Origin of the sequence: Cytobacillus gottheilii (assembly GCF_001636345.1) — a bacterium.
Classification (GTDB): Bacteria; Bacillota; Bacilli; order Bacillales; family Cytobacillaceae; genus Cytobacillus; species Cytobacillus gottheilii.
Genome location: NZ_KV440945.1, coordinates 3,111,301 through 3,132,064 on the forward strand (window position 1 = coordinate 3,111,301; position 20,764 = coordinate 3,132,064).

Genomic DNA, 20,764 nt, shown 5'->3' on the forward strand with positions numbered 1-20,764 from the left:
TATATTTACTAACTATTTGATGTTAGATTATATAACATTTATTAATTAACTCTTATTTTACTCGAAAATAAAAAGAAGTCAACACGAAATTTTAAATTTTCCGAAATTTATGTCAGAATATCTTCCATGACTTTTTTTCATCTACATACCTCCCTTAATTGCGGGTAAAATAGAAGTAGCAATTCATGATTATAAAAGTGAGGATTCTTTTTTCATAAAAGGCTTCTAAGCTTGAGTAATGATGAATTGTGACTACCTTGTTGGGAGTGATGGATCATGGCAAGAAACAAACTTTTAGTACCCGGTTCTGAAAATGCTTTAGAGCAAATGAAGCAGGAGATTGCAGGGGAGTTTGGTGTACAGCTTGGTGCAGACACGACCTCAAGAGCAAACGGTTCTGTCGGCGGCGAAATGACCAAACGTCTCGTCGCATTAGCGGAAGAACAGTTGAAAAATCAGCAATAAATAAAAGGGATGCCAGTAATGGTATCCCTTTTTATCATCCTCATTGTGGTATTTGATCTTTCTCATTTAAAATACTTTCTTCTAAGTATTGCGATTTATCTCCATAGACATTTGTTATATGCGTCTCTCCCCATGCACATAGCAGATCCAAAATGGATTCCAGACTTTCTCCATATTCACTTAGTTCATATTCAACTTTTGGCGGTATTTGGTTATAGACAATACGGTTAATAACTCCGTCTTCTTCAAGCTCCCGCAATTGCTGCGTGAGCATTTTCTCCGTAATATTCGGCATCAGCCTTTTTAACTCACTTGTCCGTTTTTTACCGTGTGTCAGATGACATAGAATCACACACTTCCACTTACCTCCGATAACCTCAAGCGTAGCTTCGACACCAATGTTATATTTCTTTTTCTTCATTTTCTTTTCCCTTCCTTCTGATAGGCACCAAAAGGTTCCTATCGTACTTTTTAGTTTCTATATTACAAAAAAGTACGTTCTTCTCTTTTTAAAACTTATATCCCATAATAGCTTTTGCACACCGATCCATACTATACCACTTTCATAAGGAGTGGAAAATACAATTCAGGAGGAAAATGCATGAAAAAGAAAAATAATCAATTCGCTTTGTTAGCATTGGCTATAAGCGCCTTTGCTATCGGAACTACAGAGTTCATCAGTGTGGGTCTTCTTCCTCTCATTGCAGAGGATTTAAATATAAGTCTTCCGATCGCAGGATTAACAGTATCCATTTATGCGTTAGGCGTTACGATCGGGGCACCGATTCTAACTTCCATAACTGCAGCAATTCCCCGCAAAACATTGCTGATTTGGATTATGATCATATTCATTATCGGCAATATCATTGCTGCGACTGCTGCTAACATCGGAATTCTGCTGATCGCACGGCTGATTTCAGCCTTTTCTCATGGCGTATTCATGTCAATCGGCTCAACCATCGCAGCTAGTTTAGTTTCACAGGACAAAAGGGCTGGCGCTATCTCGATCATGTTCACTGGGTTAACAGTAGCTACTGTAACTGGTGTCCCATTCGGAACATTTTTAGGGCAGCAATTCGGATGGCGGCTTGCATTCATTGCTATCGTTGTAATCGGTATAATCTCGCTGATTTCAAATTACTTCTTAATCCCAGGCAACATGCCTCGCGGAAAAGCAATAAAATTAACTGAACAGTTCAAGCTATTTAAACAAAAACAATTACTGCAGCTATTTCTCATTACAGCTTTAGGTTATGGCGGAACCTTTGTTGTATTTACCTTTTTATCACCGCTTTTGCAGAACGTAACTGGTTTTAAAGAAAATACAGTTGCTCTTTTATTATTGGTTTACGGTGTTGCTATTGCTATCGGAAATATGACAGGCGGAAAGTTAGCTAATAAAGACCCTCTTAAGGCACTGTTTTTCATGTTTATCATACAAGCAGCTATATTATTTATCTTGCCATTTAGTGCACCATATAAAATAGCAGGTTTAGTGACGATCATGTTCATGGGTTTATTCGCCTTTATGAATGTTCCCGGTCTCCAATCCTATGTAGTGGTTCTTGCGGAACGATATGTCCCCAGTGCAGTTGATGTAGCATCCGCTGTTAATATTGCTGCCTTTAACGCAGGAATTGCCATTGGTTCCTATGCAGGCGGTCTAATATCAGATCATATGGGTTTAATCCATACAGGCTGGGTTGGCGGAATTATGGTATTAGCAGCAGCAGTATTGACTGGCAGTAGTTTAAAAGCAGAAAAGGCCTATCATATCAAGGTAATTTAATAGTCCAATTCAAGAACTCTTTAAAACATAGCTTTTTTTTGAATTTCAGGAGGTGATTTTTCAATTTCCTTATAAAAAAGCCTTGAAACCGAAAGATTTAAACATATATATAATTGATATTGGAGGAAAAACAAATGACAGCAAAAAATTTACAAGATAAAACAACTCTTCATAATGGTGTTCAAATGCCTTGGTTCGGTCTAGGTGTATTTAAAGTAGAAGAAGGTCCTGACACAATTAGTTCAGTGAAAGCAGCCATTAAGAATGGATACTTAAGCATTGATACGGCTGCGGTTTATCAAAACGAGGAAGGCGTTGGAGAAGGGATTCGCCAAGGATTAGCTCAAAGCGGATTGAAACGGGAAGAATTATTTATCACTTCTAAAGTATGGAATGCAGATCTTGGCTATGAGGAAACATTGGCAGCTTATGAAGCAAGCCTCCAAAAGCTTGGATTAGATTACTTAGATCTTTATTTAATACATTGGCCAGTTGCCGGAAAATACAAAGCTGCCTGGAAAGCTCTTGAAGAGTTATATAAACAAGGACGCGTAAAAGCTATTGGAGTAAGTAACTTTCAAATTCACCACCTCGACGATTTAATGGCTGAAGCTGAAATCAAACCAATGGTGAACCAAGTTGAATTGCATCCGAAATTAACTCAAATGGAATTACGCACCTTCTGCAAGCAGCACGATATTCAGATTGAAGCATGGTCACCATTAATGCAAGGTGAGCTATTGTCTCATCCTGAGCTGATTAAGATTGCTGAATCACACGGTAAATCTGTTGCGCAAGTGATCTTGCGATGGGATCTTCAAAACGGCATCATCACCATCCCTAAGTCAATTAAGGAACATCGAATTATCGAAAACTCAACTATTTTCGATTTTACGCTTACACAACAAGAGATGGAAGCTATTAATGGATTAAATGAGAACAGACGAGTTGGACCTGATCCAGACAACTTTGATTTTTAAGATAAACCCTTTTTTCAAAAAGCAGAGAAAAACCCGAACCATTCTAAATTGGTTCGGGTTTTTTCGGCTGAAGCTCAAAAAACTCATTTTATTTAATAAAAATTCTTAATTTTGTTCATGCAGAGTGAAACTAAATTTCCATTTTCTCGTATATATAGCAACAAACAAATGATAAAGAGGTGTTTCTTATGAAAAAGAAAAGAAATCGTAAAAAGGAGACCTATTTTGATGTAGCAATCGAGCTGATTGAACCTCTTTTTGTCCTCTTCCGTTACTTAATTCGCGGTGCGTTAAAGCTTCTAGAATAAATATGTACCACTTTTGACACATATTTAGTTATTATTTACTTTTAAAATAGCGTTCGTAATGTTAATATTGTGGCAATCAAGACTATTTTCCTAAAGGAGTGTTTAGCATGTTAACTTTACAATCTCCAAATGACCTAGTCGGCCAACAGGAATTAAGAGAAAGAATCGATTTTCTTCGTGCTAAACTAATTAAAACCGGCTTGGAAAATGGTTTCCAACATGTCCAAACGTTAAAAATCAGTCAAGATCTTGATGAACATATTGCACAATATCAAATTTATTATCAGCAAAATTCCCGTCAATAGCTTTTAGACTTTTACAGATTCTAAAAGCTGCTTCATATAGTCCATTACTTCTATTTTCATATCCTCTCTTTGCAGAGCATAATCGATTGTAGCTTTTACATACCCAAATTTGTCCCCAATGTCATATCTTTCACCTTCAAATTCGAAGGCAAAAACCTCCTGACTTTCGTGCAGAACATTGATCGCATCCGTTAATTGCACTTCCCCTCCAGCTCCAGCAGGAAGATTGGCTAAAATATCAAAAATCTCCGGTTTTAATATATATCTGCCTGAAATGGCAAGATTGGATGGAGCTTCCTCTATTAACGGCTTTTCTACTAGCCTTTCAATCGCTAAGGCTTCTTCTTCATGATCTTTGTTTCGCGGCTGAATAATCCCATACTTATGAACTTCTGTCCAATCAACCCGCTGAACACCTACAATGGAAGAACTGTATCTGTTAAACATTCGAATCAATTGCTGAAGGCACGGCTCCTGAGAATTAACAATATCATCCCCAAGCAAAACGGCAAATGGCTCATTGCCTATAAATCGGCTTGCACAAAGGATTGCATCCCCAAGTCCTCTTGGTTCTTTTTGGCGGATATAATGAATATTAGCCAAACAAGATATTTCCTGAACCGTATTTAACATTTCCAGCTTGGACTTTTTAAATAACGTTTCTTCCAGCTCATAAGATTTATCAAAATGGTCCTCAATTGCCCGCTTTCCTCTTCCTGTCACAATAATGATGTCCTCAATCCCTGACTGTACCGCTTCTTCAACGATAAATTGGATCGCCGGCTTATCGACGATTGGCAGCATTTCCTTTGGCATTGCTTTTGTAGCAGGCAAAAATCTTGTTCCAAGACCAGCAGCAGGTATAATCGCTTTTTTAACACTCATCATATTCCTCCTAATGAACCATTATAAAAACGCTCGCAAAAATTAAAATTGAATAGCACACCCATTTATATGCAATTTCTTCAATTACCTATATGGTTCCTGCTTAAAAATTATTCATTTACAATTATTTAACAAACAGTGTCTTAACATTGAATTTACAAGGATCTTAAAGAAGCTTTATATTTGTGCTTTAACATAGGGGTATAGTTATTCTTAAGGAGCTGATAGCGATGCTTGAATCATTAACAAGATTAGTGGTTTTAACGATCATCTGCGTGCTTGTTTAAGGGGACCGCTTTTTCTATCTGCATTATCGTTCAGTTTTTCCATTATGGCTGAAACTTGACGACCTTCATATGAACATACTTTGCATGACTTCCACACTATCATACACTTACATAAAGCCTTTCCTGCTATTATACTTAACCTATTTAAAGCACTTCGTAGAAAAGTGCTTTTATTGTTCGATTAAAAGTAAATTCATTTACAAAATAATTTTTCAATCCGCAAACGGCTTATTCCTCTCATAAATGGCCTCAAATTTTGACATTTTCATTTCTAGCAAGGTAAAACTATTCTGAATTATGGCGCTCTATAAACCTATGATTATTAACAACTTTCCTCTTTCTTTTATTAATCTGCTAACCTGATTAATATTTATTTGCAATTTGCTCTATTCAGCTAAAAGATCATTAACTTTTTGTAAATATCGTAAAGATTCCTTTAATCAAAATACTGAATTGGTATAATATGATTTACCGCTAGTCACAAATGACTCATTTTTATATCAGGGAAGGAATTTTTAGATGATAAAAATCAACATACTTGTCACAAGCGATTTGCACGGAAATGTCTTACCGATTCATTATGGCAGCAATGAGTATTCCAAGGTCGGTCTTGCAAAGATCTCAACCCTAATTAAAAGAGAAAAAACAGAAAACAAACATACGATTTTATTAGACAATGGCGATCTCATCCAAGGTACACCTCTTACATATCATTACGCACGCTATATGAACCATAACAAGAACCCGATGATCATGCTGTTGAACGAACTTTCTTATGATGCTGCTATTCTAGGAAATCATGAGTTTAATTACGGTATGGAGATATTAAATCAGGCTGTAGAAGAAGCCCATTTCCCATGGTTATCAGCAAATATTATCAGCAAGACAACAGGGAAGCCGTACTTTGGAAAGCCGTATTTCGTAAAGCAAATAGAAGACCTGAAAGTAGCCATTTTAGGCCTGACCACTCACTATATTCCAAACTGGGAAAATCCTGAACATATTAAAAATCTAACCTTTCATGAAGCTCTCGAGACTGCACGTGATTGGGTGAAGTTCATCCGTGAAAACGAAAAACCGGATCTATTGATTGTTTCCTATCACGGCGGCTTTGAAAAAGATCCTGTTACAGGAGAACCAACAGAAGCTTTAACAGGAGAAAATCAAGGATATCGAATCTGCACTGAGATTGAAGGTATTGATGTATTAATCACAGGACATCAGCATCGAAAGCTTGCTGGAGAGATAAACGGAGTTACGATTGTTCAGCCTAGCTTTAATGGACAAGCATTAGGAAAAATAACCATTACTCTTGCCAAAGAGAAAAATAATTGGGCAATTAAAGACAAAAAAGCCATACTGCTGGAAACAACTGAAGTTGAAGCAGATGCTAGAAGCATAGATCTTATTCAAGTTTATGAAAAGGAAACACAAGCATGGTTAGATCAGCCCATTGGAAAAGTATATGGTGATATGACGATTCCAGATCCATTAAAAGCCCGGTTAAAAGATAATGCACTTGTTGAATTTATAAACAAAGTACAAATGGAGATTGCCAATACGGAGATTTCTAATACTGCCCTTTTTAATAATGAATTAAAAGGTTTTAAAGAGAAGATCACAATGAGAGATATCGTATCGAATTATATTTATCCAAACACATTAACTGTCATTCGTATCACAGGGCAAGATATAAAAGATGCGCTTGAAAGAAGTGCTGGTTATTTTATGGTCAATAATGGTGAGGTCGCTATTAGTCCTTCCTTTAGCACACCTAAGCCTCAGCATTATAATTACGATATGTGGGAAGGAATTGACTACATTTTAGATATATCAAAGCCTGTTGGGAACAGGGTCATTAAATTGAAAAAGGATGGCTTCGATATTGATTTAACAGCGGAATACGATGTTGTCATGAACAATTATCGTGCTGCCGGGGGCGGAGATTATCATATGTTTAAAGACAAACCCGTCATTAAAGAGATCTCTCTGGATATGTCCGAGATTCTTGCTAATTATATTCTTGAAAGAGGCAAGATTGAAGCTTCGGTAAATGAGAATTGGAAAGTTATTTGGTAACTGCCAGGAGAACAAGCTAATATTGCTTTTCTGGATTAGCATCTGCCTCAATTTTTTCTTGTATTGTAAAATAAACTTTACGGAAGACATAAAAAAGAAGTCAGCTCTGGTTGATTGCCAAAGCTGACTTCTTTTTTAAAATATCAGGAGCTTTTATAAACCTCTAAGGCTTTTTCAGAAGGTTTTATTCTGCTGCCATTGCTTCCGCTTTCGTTCGATGAACGGTTCCAAACGGATGGTTAGGCGGTGCATATATTGAATATAACTTTAGCGGAACATTTCCCGTATTCGTAAGGTTATGCCATGTTCCAGCTGGGATTAAAATAGCTGAGTCATCGAATACATTTCTTTGAAAAGGTAAATTGTCTTTAGTATTTCCCATTCTCACTAATCCTTGCCCCTGTTCAATTCGTAAAAATTGATCCACATTCGGATGCATTTCTAATCCAATATCTCCCCCAACATCAATACTCATTAAAGTCACCTGCAAATGCTTCCCTGTCCAAATGGCGGTTCGAAAGGTATTATTCTGTTTGGCCGCCTCATTAATATTGGTTACATATGGTCTAAAACCGTAATCCTGTATCTCCCAATTCTGATGAAATGGAGCTATGCGATACGTTTGCTGTTGATTCCAGCAGTTATACGGGTAATAATAATACATCTGGCATCCCCTTCTTTTTTTCATATCATATGCATCTTTTGAAAGGGCGGTTAAAATGTTAACCTTATTAATACCTATTTAGCTGCAGTGTCAGCTTCGTGTAAGATCAATAAGTCTTCAAATAATGTATCTCCTATGAGTTCTTTGATTCCACTTAACTTTTTCTCGCTTGCATTCATTGGCATCATATGAAACTGTACAAGCGTTACTACCTTTTCTGTAAATTCCCTGCTGTAGCCTAATTGATTTAAATAAAAGGCAGCCAGCTGTGAGGATACATATTCATGCCCGATGAAGCTGGCATATCTTGTTTCTTCTCCTTTATAATTGACAAATGATTTACAGAAACCTTTGCCAAGATCATGAAAAATGCTGGCATATAACAGCCCAAGCCTATTGCTCCCCTTATAATATTCGTAAATATGTTTATACACATAAAAAATATGCCTGCTTACGGAGGAGGAATGATATTTGGAATCATGAGGAAGATGGTTAATGATTTGAAATTCCGGGATCAGCTGCATTAATTTATCCATAAACTCATCATGAGATAAAGCGCTATTTAGATGTTCTTCCAGGGCCGTTTTGTGATGGTCGGCAAATAACCTTTTAGGTTCATAAATAGTATGTACCTCTTTCCAGCCTTCTTTTAGTACTGGAATATGAAGGTTTTTATACATCCGATTGATCACTTCTTCACCAACTGTTCGTTCTCTTACCTTATCTCTCTCATAACAATTATCTATATGTGTGTTCAGATAATAAACCACTTTTTCATCCGCTTTAATCTCATGCTGTATCATATGTTTCCTGCGTTTTCGGTTTAGATTAGTAGAATCATAGATGACATTCTTTCCCTGTGAAAGGCAAGTATTCGCTCTGCTATTTAATTCTTCAAAAAGTTTCTTATGATCTGCCTGAATGTTCTCATCACCATGTATTTCTTTTCTTAGTCTGTCAGAAGACAGCACTTCAGCAGCATATTTAATAGACAACGTTTCTGCCAGTGTACTTTTCCCGCTCGCCGGAAGCCCGACCAGCATGATAAACATAGCCATTATGATTTCTCCCCGTTAACAAAATCACTATAATTTTTATAAATATGCTCTTTTATATCTTCTTGTTTTAGCTTGTTGTCGTATTGTTTAAAAACAAGATATTTATATTCCTGCGGTATATTGCTTGATGCATGAATAGCAAATGATTTACGATCTTGAGTATTGCTTAGTGAAGCATGTAAGTACTCATCTACTATATACTTTAGGTTTAACAGCTCTGCATCCAGCTTCTTTTTGAAATCTTCAATTTCATGTCGGAATTCTTCCGGCATTTTTAGGATTAGTTCATCTATTTTCCCATCTTTCCAGTATTCCGTCTTCATTTTGTCAGAAAGACCGTATGCAATTTTATGAATATCCATATAACGGTCGCCTTTTACTTTAAGTCGTTTGCCGCTGGACCATCTTAACACCCAGCCTTCGTTATTATGGTCAATAGTTGCCTTTAATCTGACCGCTTCTTCTAAAGTTAGCTTCTTCTGCTCTGTTACCTTCATCCCCAATTGAGTCCCAAGCTGCAGCAGCTCATTATAATGAAAATCTTTACCTGAAAACCGATCAACTGCACCAATAATGATTAAGTCAGACATACCGCTATAATCTACTACCACTCTCGTTGATGGATCAATTATTTCAACTAATAACGTCGTTTCATCCGGTATCATGACATCTGCATACTTTTCATCCCATATTTTTTGAGCTATTTGGGCTTGAACTGACTCAAAAGATCCCCTTGTTGCCCAGTATGTTTGGCCATTTATTTTATAGCTTATCCCCAAAGATCCGTCCAGCTTTACTGTAAATTCAGGTGTTTCATCAAAAGGAATATCAGCTTCATATTCAGGAAGTTCACCATAATTAAAAAACTTCGGAAACGGTCTGGCCAACACTTCATTACTTGATTCATTAATAATTAACCCCCTGCATGACAAAGTAATGTCATTCCAGCGCTTTTCATATGTCGTGTTTTCTGTGTAATTTAAAATAACAATGTCCGGAAATTGAGGATGAATCCTCCTTGATACAAACCGACCTTCTACTTCCTTCATATATAATTGTTTAGATAACATAATAAACACCTTCAGTATATTATTTGTGAATACTCTGATTACTTGGAGCAGCATAAAAAGGATATTAAAATTCCAAAAAGATCTATATTTTCCCTATTTTAACTAATAATTGTATAATAGTATATATATCTAAGTTAATTAGAGAGATTTTGGAGGTATAATAATTGTTTCATAAGAGTTATCTTACTAGGTTATTTAATAATATTATACAAGCATATATTTTTAGCGTTTGGACTATGATGGGATATCTTTTTGTTATTAACCTACATGATCAGAATTCCTTACCTGCCCTCTCCGCTCATTTTCTAATTTTCAGTTATGCTGCTTTCATCCTAATGATCCCTTTTGCAGCATTATTGATCACCACAACCGATTATTCTTCCAGATTTATAAAGGCAAAAATAGCTTCTGTCATTTTGAAAATAGCTTCATACCATATTCCTGTTATAATTGTTGTTTACCTTCTAAGTACAGATAAAATATTCGCTGCCAATCTGCTATTTGAGATCCCTGTCCTGGTCCTTCTGATTGTAGAATATGGTTCCAAACGAATTAAGAATTCTTCTATCTTACTTTTTACTTCCTTAGCAGTTGGCTTAATGCATATATTATTGGTTATCTTAGGAATTTTGGTGATTGGTGTTAGCGCTGTGGATAGTTGTTCAACCACCTGATCTTCTTTAAACCTTATTTTTAAAATATTCATATTCAAAATGTGCATTTTTCAGTAAAAAAAAAATTTAATGTAACATCTGGATGCATTGAATGGAATTTTGTCGCATGCCCATCTAACACATTCTATGTATTATAAAATAAATATGATCTTTCAGAAACAGGTCATGCAAATACTATTTATAACCAATGCATAACTACCTATCGTAATCTATATCCTTATATAAGGAGAATGAAATTTGATAAGATAGGGAGTGCTATGATGGGCATTTTAAGTGGAAACCCCAAAGATGAACCTTTACATTATGGTGAAGTATTTGCTATGTTCACCCATCTTTCTGTAAACAACGGTATGATTTCTGGTTACCAAACCATGATTAATCACGCTGGCGATGGCGACCTAAAGAAACTAATGGAAGAAGCAATTAAGAGTCTGCAGGCTGAAAACCAGCAGTTAGAAGAATTATTAAAGAGTAATGGTGTTGGACTGCCTCCTGCACCACCGGCTCGTCCGAATGCAAATTTAGAGGACATTCCTGTTGGCGCAAGATCCACTGATCCAGAAATTAGTGCAGCTATTTCGGCAGATACAGCAGCAGGTTTGGTAGCCTGCAGCCAAGCTATTGGACAAGCAGTTAGAGAAGACGTTGCAATGATGTATGGACAGTTCCATATGAATAAAGCCCAATTTGGTGCAAAGATGTTAAAACTTAATAAAGAAAAAGGGTGGTTGATTCCTCCACCACTTCATTATCCAAAAGGAACAGAATCATAATGACAAGGCGCCTCTTTTGAGGTGCTTTTTTATTTTTACTTAAATGGCAAGAAAACAAATGTTACTTATACTGCTGCTAGCAAGCAATTAAGGGAAGGTGCTTACTTAAAACGAAACGAAAAGAACCTATGTGAATTCTTGGGAAGAAGTTCAAATGAGTGAAATGCCTTTTAGTGTTCATGTAAAGATTTTTTCATAACTGTTCTTAAATTCAGACAAAAAAGCCTAGAACCATTATGGCTCTAGGCTTTCATATGATGACCCCTGATTGAGTGTGGAGCAGAGACCACTAGCCTTTCAAGTTATTTATTTAAGATAGTAATCTCTTTAACAGTATCACCTTCATAATCAGATATACCCAGAATCTGATTAGATTCAATATCTTCAATATCAGCCTCTTCTCCATTCTCGAAGGTGATTTTAGTATTTTCATCTATATTAAAAACTTTTACATAACCCACATCTGCTTGCTTTGCTACATAGCCCTCATTTATTGTCCATTCAGTAACATTAAGATGCAGTTCATTGTTTTCCAAGCTTTCAAACGTACCATACACTTCATATTCATTTTCACTTGAACAACCTACTAGGATCACAAATGTTAACAAAATAATACAAATGATTCTCATCTTTTACCTCTCTCAACTATTGTTAGAATCTTCTATTTATTGGACTTGTATAAAGGTTAAAATTATATTTTCCTATAGTCAAGTGCAGCCAACTTATTGTTGCTCAATTGGTTGCCCGAACGTTGCGCATACTTTTATTTAAAAAAAATAACGCTATCTCCATTTGACTAGGAATAGCGTTATTTCAACGTTTCTTTGATGATTCCGACTGGGTTCGAACCAGCGACCTCTACCCTGTCAAGGTAGCGCTCTCCCAGCTGAGCTACGGAATCGAATATGTAAGGACAATAATTAATATAGTATTTTTATGCATAAAAGTCAATAGTTTCTGCTATTTTAACGGTAAAAATAAGTATCCGCCACTGAAAATAAAATTTGTAAAAAAGATACAAAAACACTTGAAAACAGAACAAACGTTCTGTATAATATAATTAAAAGTATAAGGCGGGATGAAAAGTGAAAGGAATTTTGTTTCGTTCTATGGAAGAAAGAAAACCAGTTGAGATCATTTATATGTCCAAAAACAATACATTCACACAAAGAAAAATATTTATTAAAGAGTTAAAAGGCAGCAGTATTCTTGCTTACTGCTTAACAAGAAAACAGCTGCGGATTTTTAATCTCAATAATATTATGTCTATTTTACCTGAAAAGCCGTCACGTCAGATTAGCTGAAAGACTCATATTCTTCAGCATGAGTCTTTCAGCTTTATAATATAAAGAGAATTTCCCCTTCTCCCTCTATTTTCCCTCACTACTCCAAGAGATTATTACCACTAAACAAGATTATCCCTTTACTGTTCGGGTATAGTTTGTATAATTACATCGAACTAGAGAGAGAGGGAATCATATGAAAAAACCATTATTACTTTTATTTTCGGCATCCTTTTTATTTATAGCTGGCTGTGGCGACGACGAAGGTGACGAAGTTATAAACTCAGCAGAAGAACATGAAAATACTCCTTCATTGGAGGAGCAAAAAGCAGAGTCTGATCTTGGTGAAGAACCAGGAGGGCAAATCACTGAACATGTTGGCTTGGGAGATCCTCGAGACTCTTTTAATGAAGCATACGGTGAAAATGAAAATAATGAGGAAATTGCCCGTTATCAAGGTGACTTTATGATTGTTAACTTTGAAAATGAACGAGCGATAAGCGTTGAACTTCAATTTGCTGATTTTGCCGAAGAAATGACTGACGATGAAAAGCTGACATTTATCGAAGGCAGAATCCCCATTGATGCAAAGGAAATGTCTCGCAATACAAATGACCAAAACATAAATGAAGAAATCATTGAATATCAAAGTGAATTGCTTGTAGAGCATATAAGTGAGGAATCATTTGAAGGTAATGATCCTGGCACATTTACTGTGGTACTCACCTCAGATGAACACGAAATCATTAATGCAACCATGACGATTGGCACTGAAGATTAATGTGAAACCCAATATGCTTTAACTAATCAAAAAAGGAAAGCCATCACGGCTTTCCTTTTTATTTTATGCAGGTTCTGCTTTCGTTTTATTCCCTTTGTTGACAACTAACTGAAGTACAATCAGAACAATAAAGATACCTAATCCAATAATATCTGAAATACCTTCAGGATAGATCAGCAAGAGACCGCCAGTAATTCCTAAAATTCTTTCCATCCAATTTAATTTACGGATCCAATAGCCGATAACTCCAGCACCAATGGCCATCATTCCTGCTAAGGCTGTGAATACTACCCAAATTAAGTAGTACCAAGTTGTATCAATCATCAGAAGTTCCGGTGAAAGCACAAACATGTAAGGAATAATAAAGGCGCCAATTGCAAGCTTTGAAGCGTTGAACCCTGTTTTTATCGGATCGCCTCCAGATACTCCTGCCGCCGCAAAGGCAGCTAAGGCAACTGGCGGTGTAATATCTGCTACGATACCAAAATAGAAAACAAATAAATGTGCTGCTAAATCAGGAACACCCAGCAGGATAATTGCTGGAGCAGCAATCGTTGATGTGATAACATAGTTTGCTGTTGTTGGTGAACCCATCCCAAGGATAATGGCAGCTACCATTGTAAGGACTAAGGTCGGAATTAATAGTCCGCCAGCAAAATCCAAAATGCCATTTGCCATTTTAAGACCCAAGCCAGTTTTAACTACTACCCCAACAATAATACCAGCAGAAGCAGTTGCAGCTGCCACTCCAAGCGCTGTGCGCGCACCATCAACAAGTGCATCAATAAATCCTCTAAACGTAATGCGTGTATCCTTCCTAATGGCACTTACAGCAATTGTGATGACAATTGACCATAAAGCTGCTCGGATAACACTCATACCTGACATTAATAGAACAATAACCGCTAAGATTGGGAGAAGTAAATAAATCTTCTTGAAAACTTCCTTGCGGTTAGGCATTTCTTCATCTTTTAATCCCCGCAAACCTACTCGTTTTGCTTCAAAGTGAGTCATGATCCATACACCTGCAAAATAGAGCAATGCAGGTATTGCTGCCGCTTTTGCGATATCCCAGTATGTAATTCCGCCACCGATAAATTCAACCATTAAAAATGCAGCAGCACCCATAATAGGAGGCATAATTTGTCCGCCTGTAGAAGCTGTTGCTTCTACTGCTCCAGCAAACTCTTTTTTATATCCCAATTTTTTCATCATAGGGATTGTAAAAGATCCGGAAGTTACAACATTTGCAACTGAACTTCCGCTGATGGTTCCTTGAAGGGCACTAGAGAAAATAGCTACCTTCGCAGGTCCACCTGTACTTTTTCCTGCAATGGATACAGCCAAGTCATTGAAATATTGACCAACCCCTGTTTTAACAAGGAAAGAACCGAAGAGTAAAAATAGGAATATAAACGTGGCTGATACGCCCAGAGGTGTACCGAGAATACCTTCTGTTGTAAAGAACATGGTCTGTACAAGCCTGTCTAAATCCAAACCGCGATGGGCAAGGAAACCAGGCATATATGGTCCAAATAAAGCATATCCGATAAAGACAATGGCAATAATCGTAATCGGCAATCCAACTGCACGTCTGGTCGCCTCTAAAACTAGTAAAATGGCCAATAAACCTATGTAGAAATCAGTGTCCGTTAACCGTCCAGCTCTCCCTACTATTTCTTCAATATTGAGCGGCCAATATGCACAAACAACTACTGCTAAAATGGCAAGAATAATATCATACCAAGCTACCTTGTTTTTTTTCAGCGATTTCTTTCTAGCTGGGAAAAGAAGAAAAATCAGTGCCAAAGCAAAACCTAGGTGAATGGATCGCTGCAGCTGTGCTGTCAGCATGCCAAATACTCCAGTATACAAATGGAATAATGAGAAAGCTAAGAGTCCAAAGAAGACGATCCAGCCAATCACACCGCCAAGACTTCTTGTACCGGCTTCGGGATCATATTTCTCTAGTAATTGCTGCTGTTCTTCCTGTGATAATGTTTCTACCTTATCCGCCAAGCATATTCACTCCTTTCAGTACTTGAAACAGATTTAATTTTTCTGCTTCAATGCGTATCCACGTGCCTGGTTCAACAAACTGAGACAACGGATACTCCTTATTTTTAAAAATAATCGTATGATTCGCCCGAACCTTTCCTACTCTCAGATCAAAATAGGGAAAAACTCTATTCATATTTTTAATATAATATTTCCCATCCTTTTGTTCAAATACTTCTCCCTCAGCTGCATTCTCAGGCATACCAATCGCAAAATCTTCATACATAAGCTCATATTGTTTAATTTCATGATTCTCATTGATTGTATAGCTTTCAACTACATCTGACAAATGAATGGAATGGGTGTACTTCATTTTAAATTTGCCTTGCTCCGGTAATGGAATAAAGGCCAGAACATCTCCAGTATTCTGGTATTCGAATACGAGTGCCTGCCTATAGGGAATGAATAAAATGACCACGATGGATGTAATGACGAGGAATACCAGGAAAATACTCCATATGCCTGGTTTTTTTACTTTCATAACAGCCCCACCTAATCAAAGGTTTATTTGGGCCTTCACCAAGCTGTGAAAACCTCTTCTTTAAACGGGTTTGACCGCCAGTTTGCCTGTCTGCGGGCAATCCTGACGGCCAAAAGACCTGATGACGTTATTTATTATTCTGCTTCAATGCCTTGTTCGTCATAATATTTTTGTGCACCAGGGTGAATTTCAATTCCAACACCATTAACTGCATTTTCAGCGCTAATTAACTTTCCTTTGTCGTGCGCTACTTTATCAAGATTCTCAAAAATAGCCTTTGTTACATCATATACAACATCTTCAGAAAGATCATTAGATACAACAAGCATCGCTTGTACGGCTACAGTTGGAACAGCTTCAGACAATTTATAAGTGCCTGATGGAACTTCATCCTGAATATAGAATGGATAAGCCTCAATTAATGCATCAATCTTGTCTTGTTCGATCGGAACAATGACAATATCTTCAGTTGCAGATAAACCTTCAACAGCTCCTGTAGGAGTTCCAGCTGTTACGAATGCTGCATCAATTGTACCGTCTTGGATACCTGCAGTAGATTCATCAAAAGATAAATCCTGCTTTTCAATATCTTCTAGTGTCATGTCATGTACTTCAAGAATTTGCTCTGCATTTAGAGCCGTACCAGAACCAGGCGCTCCGATTGAGACTTTTTTGCCTGCAAGGTCTTCAACTGATTCAATGCCTGCACCAGCAGTTGTTACGATTTGAATCGTTTCTGGATATAACGTTCCAATAGCACTTACATTTTCAACTGCTTCTCCTTCAAACATTTGCTCTCCATTTTTTGCATAAGAAGCAATGTCTGTTTGTGAGAAAGCAATTTCAGCATTGCCATCACGAATCGTGTTCATGTTTTCAGCAGATGCACCAGATACCTCTGCATTTGTTTGAATGTCTGTAGCATCTGTAATGATCTCAGCAAATGCTCCGCCAAGCGGATAATATGTACCGCCCGTTCCACCTGTAACTAGGCTCATGAAATCTGGAGTGTCTCCACCATCTCCGCCGTCTCCGCCATTCCCTTCATCACTTCCGCCGCCGCATGCAGCAAGGAGCATTGAAAGAGCGATTAGCAATACAAAAGGAAACATAATCTTTTTCTTTTTCATATACAAACCCCCTCAATTTTAGATTATATCCTAAATAATAGTACAATTAAATTTATTGAATTGTCAAATAATACTTTGCGGCAAAAACATTTTAATAAAACTGCTTTTTCTTGGAAGAAAAATGAAGCGATCACAGCAAGTGGCGTTTTAAGCGTTTTGGCTGTATATATGATAAAATACCGTGAAAGGCTTTACATATTATGACGGAGGGGAAAGTTATCATGGAATACCCAAAAGGAACAATCAAAGACCTTACTTTTTCCAGTAAAGAATTAAACGAGGATATGGAGCTGCTCGTTTATCTGCCCAGCTCCTACTCGCCTCTTTATAAGTATTCGGTGTTAATCGCATCAGATGGAAAAGATTACTTTCAATTTGGCAGAATCGGGCGAATTGCTGATGAACTTATAAGCAAATCTGAAATTGAAAATGTCATCATTGTTGGCATCCCATATAAAAGCGTTGAGGATCGGCGCAGAAAATATCATCCCGAGGGCGATCAGCACGAAGCTTATGTTCGTTTCCTGGCTCATGAGCTTGTTCCATTTATTGATAAAGAGTTCTCCACTTTTCAAATGGGAGCAGGACGCGCACTTGCTGGAGATTCGCTGGCAGCAACTGTTTCACTTATGGCGGCATTACAGTATCCAAATACGTTCGGCAAGCTGATTCTCCAATCACCTTTAGTGAATAAAACAATTATAGATGCAGTTGAATCCTTCGATCAGCCTCATTTGCTGGAAATTTACCATGTAATTGGCACAGAAGAAACGGAAGTGAAAACTACATCCGGAAAAGTAGAAGATTTCATTACACCTAACAGGGAATTAGAAAAAGTAATCAAAGCAAAAGGCTTTCCATATTTTTATGAGGAATTCGAAGGCAATCATACATGGAAGTATTGGCAGCCTGATCTCAAAAGAGCACTTATTAACATGTTCTCCTGATTTCCGTTAGTCTGTTAGTCCTGAGGTTAGACCGTTTTATAACGGTTGTTGTTTCTGGTCAGATTCTTAATTATAATGAATTTAGAAAATTTGTTATAATAGTGAAAACACTGTTTACATTCTAAGTATAATGGAGGTTACATTATGACTACTAAATTCGGAATCGTAATCTTTCCGTCAAAAAAACTGCAAGATCTTGCTAATTCATACCGTAAGCGGTATGATCCGCATTATGCATTAATTCCTCCACATTTAACATTAAAAGCCTTTTCGGCAGAAGACGAGCAAATGAAGGCTGTGTCTGAGACACTGCACAATATAGCAGCGGAAACAAATCCATTTCAGCTTTCCATTAGAAAAGTCAGCTCATTTCAGCCTGTCAATAATGTTATATACTTAAAGGTAAATCCTACTGAAGAATTGAATCTTCTTCATGAAAAAGTGAATGATAACATCATTGGGGACAAGCCTGAATTTGCATTTGTCCCACATATCACAATTGGCCAAAAGCTTTCAAACGATGAACATTCAGACGTGTTCGGCTCCTTAAAAATGGACCGAATTGAACACGAAGAGATTGTTGACCGTTTTCATCTGTTATATCAGCTTGAAAATGGATCCTGGAGTGTTTATGAAACTTTTCGTCTCGGAAAGGAATAATAGTAATGGAAGTCAAAATCGCTCAATCTGAGGAGCAGTTTCAAGATGCTCTTTATGTACGAAAAAAAGTGTTCGTAGAAGAACAGAATGTATCTGTAGAAGAAGAAATTGATCAGTATGAAAACGAAAGTACACACTTTGTACTTTACGACAATAATCAGCCTGTTGGTGCTGGAAGATTTCGTATCCTCGATGGCTATGGGAAAGTTGAAAGAATATGCGTGATGAAAGAAGCACGTAAAGGCGGATCAGGAAAACAAATCATGATGAGCATTGAACAATATGCAGCTGATCAAGGTGTAACGAAATTAAAGCTGAACGCACAGACACATGCGATCCCATTTTACGAGAAATTAGGATATGAGGCAGTTTCAGAGGAATTTCTTGATGCAGGCATTCCCCACCGTACAATGGTGAAGCCCATTTAACAGAGGAGCCTTCAGTCTTTTAGATTGAAGGCTTTTATTTCTTAATGTCAATTTTCACATTGCACAGTAAACGCTGCCTTATAACTCCATCCCTCCCTCCACCTTCCACCTTTGCCTTTTTCGATATCTATTCGGCGGCAGACCAGCATACTCTTTAAAGGTCTTTGAATAATAGTTTGGATCTTCAAATCCATTTGCATGAGCTACTTCACTTATTGTTAATTCTGTGTGAATTAACGTGTTTTTCGATTGCTCAAGACGGTACTGCTGCAAATAACGTTTAAATGGAATTTCATGATACTTGCTAAAAACGGCGCTTAAATAATTGGGTGTAATTCCTAATGTATCAGCTGCACTGCTTAAAGAAAAAGCCGTGTTTGTATACTGATCATTGATTAAATCAGCTGTCAGCTTTCCATAATTCGCTTTTTCTTTTTCATTCTTTGCAAGCTTCATGAGCGATTGGGTGAAAAGGATCATTTCTTGAATAATCGTATATAAAATCGGATGCTCTAAAATAATGCGGAATAATTTAAGATATTTTTCTTCAAGATCCGGTTTCTGCTGAAAATCATACTTCTTCATAAATCTGCGTATTTGCGCTAAAACACTCGTCAAGTAGATCCGTATTAAATCCTCCTCATAATAGCTGCCTTGAGCAGATAATGTATAAAGAAAGTTTTTAATACTTGAGATATCATGGTTTTCAAGGCTGGTGATCCATAGCTGTTGATCTTCTGGAGTTAACAAAGGGTCTAAATGCTTAACAACAAGGTGCTTGCTTACGTAAAATATGTGCTCAAATCCTTTATAAAACCGCTGGTTCAACGATTTCTTCATTTCTGAATAGAGTTGGTTTAAGGTTACAGGCACACCATCATAGACGGCTATATTGATATAAGTGTCATTGATAGAGTTCCATTCTCTCATGATGGTTCTTGCTCTGTGTTCAAACTCTGTTATTTCCACAAAATCTGATACACAAATAATTCGTTTTGTTAACGGATATATTTTTAGATTCATAAAGCTGGATATGTCATTTAACCATTTATATAAAGAAATGATATCTTTTCTATTGTCTGGCTCAATCAAAAAAAATAACTGATTCTCTTTCGGAAAAAGGTTTTTACTACTAGAAAATAGCTGCATGTAAAAATGATCTGAATTCTCACTTTCGCTGATAACCAGCTCATCCGAAACACGTACAGTTCTTGAAGTATTTATTATTTCTTTTAAAAGTTCTAAATCAACAGGTTTTACAAATAAATGAGTCACTTGCAGTTGGATTGCTTTTAAAGCATGTTTAAATAGGGGTTCAGCTGTCAAAGCATATAAATCTGTTCCCTTTTCCCTCAAATATCCTAAAAGAGAAAAATCATTGGGCTGTTGAATTAATTCCATTTCAACTATGATGATGTCTGGTATCATTTCTTCTTTCTTCTTATTTAATTGAACCATCGATTCTAAAATAATGACTTCTACCCTATTCAATAAGTAAGATTGCAAATACCATTGCAGACCTCTCGCCTCATTCTCATCCCGATCAATAATGAAGATGTTCATTATTAATCACCCACCTTATAAAATTTATAAAACGCATATTATTCCAGTTATATATGTTCATTTTAATAAAAAACCGGAACAACTACCAATTGTTTT

21 protein-coding genes, 1 tRNA gene and 1 pseudogene are annotated in these 20,764 nt (G+C 36.9%); 12 read left to right on the forward strand and 11 right to left on the reverse strand.

The genetic code is table 11. The annotated features are described in order from the left end of the window. Positions 1-276: 276 nt before the first annotated feature. A complete protein-coding gene (locus tag A6754_RS15010) occupies positions 277-465 on the forward strand; it encodes an alpha/beta-type small acid-soluble spore protein (RefSeq protein WP_066447373.1) in 189 nt (62 codons plus the stop codon). A gap of 40 nt (positions 466-505) precedes the next feature. On the opposite strand, the gene A6754_RS15015 is transcribed toward A6754_RS15010, so the two are convergent. Beyond that, the gene (locus A6754_RS15015) at positions 506-886 is read right to left on the reverse strand and encodes a winged helix-turn-helix transcriptional regulator (RefSeq protein ID WP_066447375.1); all 381 of its coding nucleotides are present in this window, start codon (positions 884-886) and stop codon (positions 506-508) included. A 180-nt stretch (positions 887-1,066) separates the two neighbouring features. On the opposite strand from A6754_RS15015, the gene A6754_RS15020 reads away from it, so the two are divergent. From A6754_RS15020 to A6754_RS15030, 3 genes are all read left to right on the forward strand, one after another. Continuing rightward, positions 1,067-2,254, forward strand: coding sequence for an MFS transporter (locus A6754_RS15020; protein ID WP_066447378.1), 1,188 nt, complete (start codon positions 1,067-1,069; stop codon positions 2,252-2,254). A gap of 134 nt (positions 2,255-2,388) precedes the next feature. Continuing rightward, positions 2,389-3,234 (forward strand): aldo/keto reductase, encoded by an 846-nt coding sequence (locus A6754_RS15025; protein ID WP_066447381.1) that lies wholly within the window; start codon positions 2,389-2,391, stop codon positions 3,232-3,234. A gap of 415 nt (positions 3,235-3,649) precedes the next feature. Beyond that, entirely contained in the window at positions 3,650-3,847 is a 198-nt protein-coding gene (locus tag A6754_RS15030; RefSeq protein WP_066447383.1) for an aspartyl-phosphate phosphatase Spo0E family protein, read from the forward strand. A 3-nt stretch (positions 3,848-3,850) separates the two neighbouring features. On the opposite strand, the gene galU is transcribed toward A6754_RS15030, so the two are convergent. Then, entirely contained in the window at positions 3,851-4,732 is an 882-nt protein-coding gene (gene galU / locus A6754_RS15035) for a UTP--glucose-1-phosphate uridylyltransferase GalU (protein ID WP_066447385.1), read from the reverse strand. Positions 4,733-5,538: 806 nt separating this feature from the next. Between galU and A6754_RS15040 the strand changes: the two genes are divergently transcribed. Beyond that, entirely contained in the window at positions 5,539-7,098 is a 1,560-nt protein-coding gene (locus A6754_RS15040) for a bifunctional metallophosphatase/5'-nucleotidase (RefSeq protein WP_066447386.1), read from the forward strand. Between the two features lie 184 nt (positions 7,099-7,282). Here A6754_RS15040 and A6754_RS15045 read toward each other — a convergent pair. The 3 genes and pseudogenes from A6754_RS15045 to A6754_RS15055 all read right to left on the reverse strand — a co-directional run. Continuing rightward, positions 7,283-7,681: pseudogene (locus tag A6754_RS15045) on the reverse strand (cupin domain-containing protein); the annotation flags it as partial. A gap of 155 nt (positions 7,682-7,836) precedes the next feature. Beyond that, complete coding sequence (locus tag A6754_RS15050; RefSeq protein WP_066447395.1) at positions 7,837-8,820, reverse strand: ATP-binding protein; 984 nt, start codon at positions 8,818-8,820, stop codon at positions 7,837-7,839. Continuing rightward, complete coding sequence (locus A6754_RS15055; protein WP_066447398.1) at positions 8,820-9,890, reverse strand: RNA ligase; 1,071 nt, start codon at positions 9,888-9,890, stop codon at positions 8,820-8,822. The genes A6754_RS15050 and A6754_RS15055 overlap by 1 nt, the downstream gene beginning before the upstream one ends. 164 nt (positions 9,891-10,054) lie before the next feature. Between A6754_RS15055 and A6754_RS15060 the strand changes: the two genes are divergently transcribed. Together A6754_RS15060 and A6754_RS15065 are read left to right on the forward strand one after the other, a co-directional pair. Then, positions 10,055-10,564, forward strand: coding sequence for a hypothetical protein (locus A6754_RS15060; RefSeq protein ID WP_066447401.1), 510 nt, complete (start codon positions 10,055-10,057; stop codon positions 10,562-10,564). Between the two features lie 260 nt (positions 10,565-10,824). Next, the gene (locus A6754_RS15065) at positions 10,825-11,337 is read left to right on the forward strand and encodes a DUF3231 family protein (protein ID WP_066447404.1); all 513 of its coding nucleotides are present in this window, start codon (positions 10,825-10,827) and stop codon (positions 11,335-11,337) included. A gap of 302 nt (positions 11,338-11,639) precedes the next feature. Here A6754_RS15065 and A6754_RS15070 read toward each other — a convergent pair whose 3' ends face one another. Together A6754_RS15070 and A6754_RS15075 are read right to left on the reverse strand one after the other, a co-directional pair. Beyond that, positions 11,640-11,966, reverse strand: coding sequence for a hypothetical protein (locus A6754_RS15070; protein WP_066447408.1), 327 nt, complete (start codon positions 11,964-11,966; stop codon positions 11,640-11,642). Positions 11,967-12,165: 199 nt separating this feature from the next. Continuing rightward, positions 12,166-12,238, reverse strand: a tRNA-Val gene (locus A6754_RS15075). 184 nt (positions 12,239-12,422) lie between these two features. Between A6754_RS15075 and A6754_RS15080 the strand changes: the two genes are divergently transcribed. Together A6754_RS15080 and A6754_RS15085 are read left to right on the forward strand one after the other, a co-directional pair. Then, positions 12,423-12,641, forward strand: coding sequence for a WYL domain-containing protein (locus A6754_RS15080; protein WP_066447411.1), 219 nt, complete (start codon positions 12,423-12,425; stop codon positions 12,639-12,641). A 175-nt stretch (positions 12,642-12,816) separates the two neighbouring features. Continuing rightward, on the forward strand, positions 12,817-13,401 hold the full coding sequence (locus tag A6754_RS15085; protein ID WP_066447414.1) for a hypothetical protein: 585 nt from the start codon (positions 12,817-12,819) through the stop codon (positions 13,399-13,401). A 63-nt stretch (positions 13,402-13,464) separates the two neighbouring features. On the opposite strand, the gene A6754_RS15090 is transcribed toward A6754_RS15085, so the two are convergent. The 3 genes from A6754_RS15090 to A6754_RS15100 all read right to left on the reverse strand — a co-directional run bounded on the left by A6754_RS15090 (position 13,465) and on the right by A6754_RS15100 (position 17,070). Then, complete coding sequence (locus tag A6754_RS15090) at positions 13,465-15,420, reverse strand: TRAP transporter permease (protein WP_066447416.1); 1,956 nt, start codon at positions 15,418-15,420, stop codon at positions 13,465-13,467. Further along, positions 15,410-15,940: a DUF1850 domain-containing protein gene (locus A6754_RS15095; RefSeq protein WP_066447419.1), complete on the reverse strand. Its 531-nt coding sequence runs from the start codon at positions 15,938-15,940 to the stop codon at positions 15,410-15,412. Before A6754_RS15095 ends, A6754_RS15090 begins: the two co-directional genes overlap by 11 nt. 134 nt (positions 15,941-16,074) lie before the next feature. Beyond that, complete coding sequence (locus tag A6754_RS15100; protein ID WP_066447420.1) at positions 16,075-17,070, reverse strand: TAXI family TRAP transporter solute-binding subunit; 996 nt, start codon at positions 17,068-17,070, stop codon at positions 16,075-16,077. 221 nt (positions 17,071-17,291) lie between these two features. Between A6754_RS15100 and A6754_RS15105 the strand changes: the two genes are divergently transcribed. The 3 genes from A6754_RS15105 (at position 17,292) to A6754_RS15115 (ending at position 19,105) form a co-directional block, all read left to right on the forward strand. Beyond that, the gene (locus A6754_RS15105; protein ID WP_180320234.1) at positions 17,292-18,017 is read left to right on the forward strand and encodes an alpha/beta hydrolase; all 726 of its coding nucleotides are present in this window, start codon (positions 17,292-17,294) and stop codon (positions 18,015-18,017) included. A gap of 144 nt (positions 18,018-18,161) precedes the next feature. Continuing rightward, entirely contained in the window at positions 18,162-18,677 is a 516-nt protein-coding gene (locus A6754_RS15110) for a YjcG family protein (RefSeq protein ID WP_066447422.1), read from the forward strand. A gap of 5 nt (positions 18,678-18,682) precedes the next feature. After that, positions 18,683-19,105, forward strand: coding sequence for a GNAT family N-acetyltransferase (locus tag A6754_RS15115; RefSeq protein ID WP_066447423.1), 423 nt, complete (start codon positions 18,683-18,685; stop codon positions 19,103-19,105). A gap of 78 nt (positions 19,106-19,183) precedes the next feature. On the opposite strand, the gene A6754_RS15120 is transcribed toward A6754_RS15115, so the two are convergent. Next, positions 19,184-20,668 (reverse strand): AraC family transcriptional regulator, encoded by a 1,485-nt coding sequence (locus A6754_RS15120; RefSeq protein ID WP_066447425.1) that lies wholly within the window; start codon positions 20,666-20,668, stop codon positions 19,184-19,186. Positions 20,669-20,764: the final 96 nt, after the last annotated feature.

What these genes read in the sequence shown, in the direction of transcription:
- A6754_RS15120 (WP_066447425.1), bottom strand. Translation starts at nt 20,668, where the DNA reads ATGAACATCTTCATTATTGATCGGGATGAGAATGAGGCGAGAGGTCTG.
- A6754_RS15030 (WP_066447383.1), top strand. Translation starts at nt 3,650, where the DNA reads ATGTTAACTTTACAATCTCCAAATGACCTAGTCGGCCAACAGGAATTA.
- galU (WP_066447385.1), bottom strand. Translation starts at nt 4,732, where the DNA reads ATGAGTGTTAAAAAAGCGATTATACCTGCTGCTGGTCTTGGAACAAGA.
- A6754_RS15100 (WP_066447420.1), bottom strand. Translation starts at nt 17,070, where the DNA reads ATGAAAAAGAAAAAGATTATGTTTCCTTTTGTATTGCTAATCGCTCTT.
- A6754_RS15110 (WP_066447422.1), top strand. Translation starts at nt 18,162, where the DNA reads ATGACTACTAAATTCGGAATCGTAATCTTTCCGTCAAAAAAACTGCAA.
- A6754_RS15070 (WP_066447408.1), bottom strand. Translation starts at nt 11,966, where the DNA reads ATGAGAATCATTTGTATTATTTTGTTAACATTTGTGATCCTAGTAGGT.
- A6754_RS15105 (WP_180320234.1), top strand. Translation starts at nt 17,292, where the DNA reads ATGGAATACCCAAAAGGAACAATCAAAGACCTTACTTTTTCCAGTAAA.
- A6754_RS15050 (WP_066447395.1), bottom strand. Translation starts at nt 8,820, where the DNA reads ATGGCTATGTTTATCATGCTGGTCGGGCTTCCGGCGAGCGGGAAAAGT.
- A6754_RS15065 (WP_066447404.1), top strand. Translation starts at nt 10,825, where the DNA reads ATGGGCATTTTAAGTGGAAACCCCAAAGATGAACCTTTACATTATGGT.
- A6754_RS15085 (WP_066447414.1), top strand. Translation starts at nt 12,817, where the DNA reads ATGAAAAAACCATTATTACTTTTATTTTCGGCATCCTTTTTATTTATA.
- A6754_RS15115 (WP_066447423.1), top strand. Translation starts at nt 18,683, where the DNA reads ATGGAAGTCAAAATCGCTCAATCTGAGGAGCAGTTTCAAGATGCTCTT.
- A6754_RS15055 (WP_066447398.1), bottom strand. Translation starts at nt 9,890, where the DNA reads ATGTTATCTAAACAATTATATATGAAGGAAGTAGAAGGTCGGTTTGTA.
- A6754_RS15015 (WP_066447375.1), bottom strand. Translation starts at nt 886, where the DNA reads ATGAAGAAAAAGAAATATAACATTGGTGTCGAAGCTACGCTTGAGGTT.
- A6754_RS15020 (WP_066447378.1), top strand. Translation starts at nt 1,067, where the DNA reads ATGAAAAAGAAAAATAATCAATTCGCTTTGTTAGCATTGGCTATAAGC.
- A6754_RS15040 (WP_066447386.1), top strand. Translation starts at nt 5,539, where the DNA reads ATGATAAAAATCAACATACTTGTCACAAGCGATTTGCACGGAAATGTC.
- A6754_RS15025 (WP_066447381.1), top strand. Translation starts at nt 2,389, where the DNA reads ATGACAGCAAAAAATTTACAAGATAAAACAACTCTTCATAATGGTGTT.
- A6754_RS15095 (WP_066447419.1), bottom strand. Translation starts at nt 15,940, where the DNA reads ATGAAAGTAAAAAAACCAGGCATATGGAGTATTTTCCTGGTATTCCTC.
- A6754_RS15010 (WP_066447373.1), top strand. Translation starts at nt 277, where the DNA reads ATGGCAAGAAACAAACTTTTAGTACCCGGTTCTGAAAATGCTTTAGAG.